The 1,846-nt window shown below is 63.4% G+C and carries 1 protein-coding gene; it reads left to right on the forward strand.

Translation table 11 applies throughout. From position 1 onward, the window contains the following. Window positions 1-302: 302 nt before the first annotated feature. On the forward strand, window positions 303-1,846 hold a 1,544-nt coding region (locus EB084_24570; protein ID NDD31438.1), incomplete at its 3' end, for a PEGA domain-containing protein.

Raw genomic sequence — 1,846 nt, forward strand, 5'->3', positions numbered from 1 at the left:
CCGATCTACAAGAGGCAGCTTGAGTATTTCTGAGGCGACGATGTGTCAACCTCAAACGGGAGAAGGACAGTGTGGTGTGTTGTTTGTTGCTGTCAAAGGCTGCGAACGGTGGCGAAGTAGGTTGGCGACCCTCTCTGTGGGTTGGCATTGTAGAGGATGTATGTACGGTGTTGGTGTCAATATGGGAAACGCGAAACAGGGAGATGAAGGTGGAAGGTGCATGGCGTCGAACCCATGGTCTCGCGGTGTGAGGGCAGGGTGTCTCGAGCCGCGCGTGTACAGAAGAACGATGGAGAGACGTCATGGCGCAGGTGATTCAGGCGACCGAGCGGCAGAGCCGCTATCAGACCCTGTCGACGCTTCACCAGCGTGGGGGGGTAACCGTGGTGCTGGCCCGAGACGTGGTCATGGGCGGGCGCCAGGTCGCCGTGAAGCGGATCGGGGGGCGGTCGCAAGACCTCGAGGCGCTGCGGCGCGAGGTGTTGCGCCTGGTTTCGCTGAGCCACCCGAACCTGGCCGGGGTGAACGACGGCTACGATGACGATGACGGGTTCGTCGTCGTGACCGAGTATGCCGAGGGCGATACCCTCGAGAAGATCATGTTGCGCAACGAGCTGCCCATGTGGGTGGCGGTCGACTACGTGGTTCAGCTGGCCCAGGGGTTAGAGTATCTCCATGCGCAGACTCCGCCGGTCTGCGTGGGGCTGATCGAACCGGCGCATGTGGTTGTTGATGGCCGTGGGCGGGTGCGTCTGGTGAACTACGGCTTGACGCGGCTGCTGCCCCCCACGATGCGCCCGTCAGATCGGGGAGCAAGCGCCGTCTGGCAGTATGCCGCACCCGAGATGAGCCCCGTGCAGCCGCCCGACGTGCGGGCCCATGTGTATGCCCTGGGGGCGCTGCTCTACGCGCTGTTCACGGGTGACGCCCCCTCGAAGGGCGGAGATCAGCGCAGCGTGCAGCCGGCTTCGGTGCAGAAGATCGTGTCGAAGGCCATGTCTCCGTTGGCCGGTGATCGCTACGCCTCGATGCGCGAGCTTCATGAGGCGCTCGAAGGGCTGTCTGCCCACGAGCTGCAGGGGGCGGTGGTGTCCAAGGTGGCCCCCGCGGCGCCGACGGCGTCGAGGCCTCCCGCGCCGGCGGGGGATCCGTCAGGGCGGCGGCGTGGGGAGCGCAGGGCGGCGCATCACAACCAGCCCCCTCTGGCGGTGGCGCGCAGGCCTGAGCTGTATGTCGATGGCGGAATGCGTCAGGATATCTCCACCCCAGTGCCGCAGCTGTCGCCGGGCAAGAGCTTCATCGTGCCCTTGGCGGGCGGGATGCTGGCGCTCTGGGTGGGCTTGGGTGGGGCGTGGTATCTGGGCTATCGCACCGATTGGGGAAAGACGCGTAGCAGTGCTGTGCAGCAGACAGAGGCCAGATCTGATGACGGTGGCAGACAGTTTCCTACGTTGCCCACGCAGAAGGGCGATGTCAAGACGCCTGCGCAGAAAAAGACAGGGTTCAGCTTTGAGTCAGTCCCCGCGGGCGCTGATGTATTTCTTGACGATCAGTGCGTGGGCAAGACTCCTATCGAGTTCTGCGAAGCGATGCCCAAGCCCCATAAAGTACAGTATAAGCTTGAGGGCTACGAGGACAGTGCGAATGTACCGATCCCCCTCAAGCCCAATCAGATTCGATTGGTCAGTTTGAGTCTTCACAAAGAAAAAAGAGGCTCCAGTCCTGGTGAGCCGGTTCCTGCACCGGAGCGACGGGATGGCAAGGAGCCCCCTGTCGGGCCGCCCGCAGATGGTTCATATCCAGTGGCGCCAAGTGTAGCCCATACGCCTGCGCCCGCATCGGCGCC

Source organism: Pseudomonadota bacterium (genome assembly GCA_010028905.1).
GTDB lineage: Bacteria > Vulcanimicrobiota > Xenobia > RGZZ01 > RGZZ01 > RGZZ01.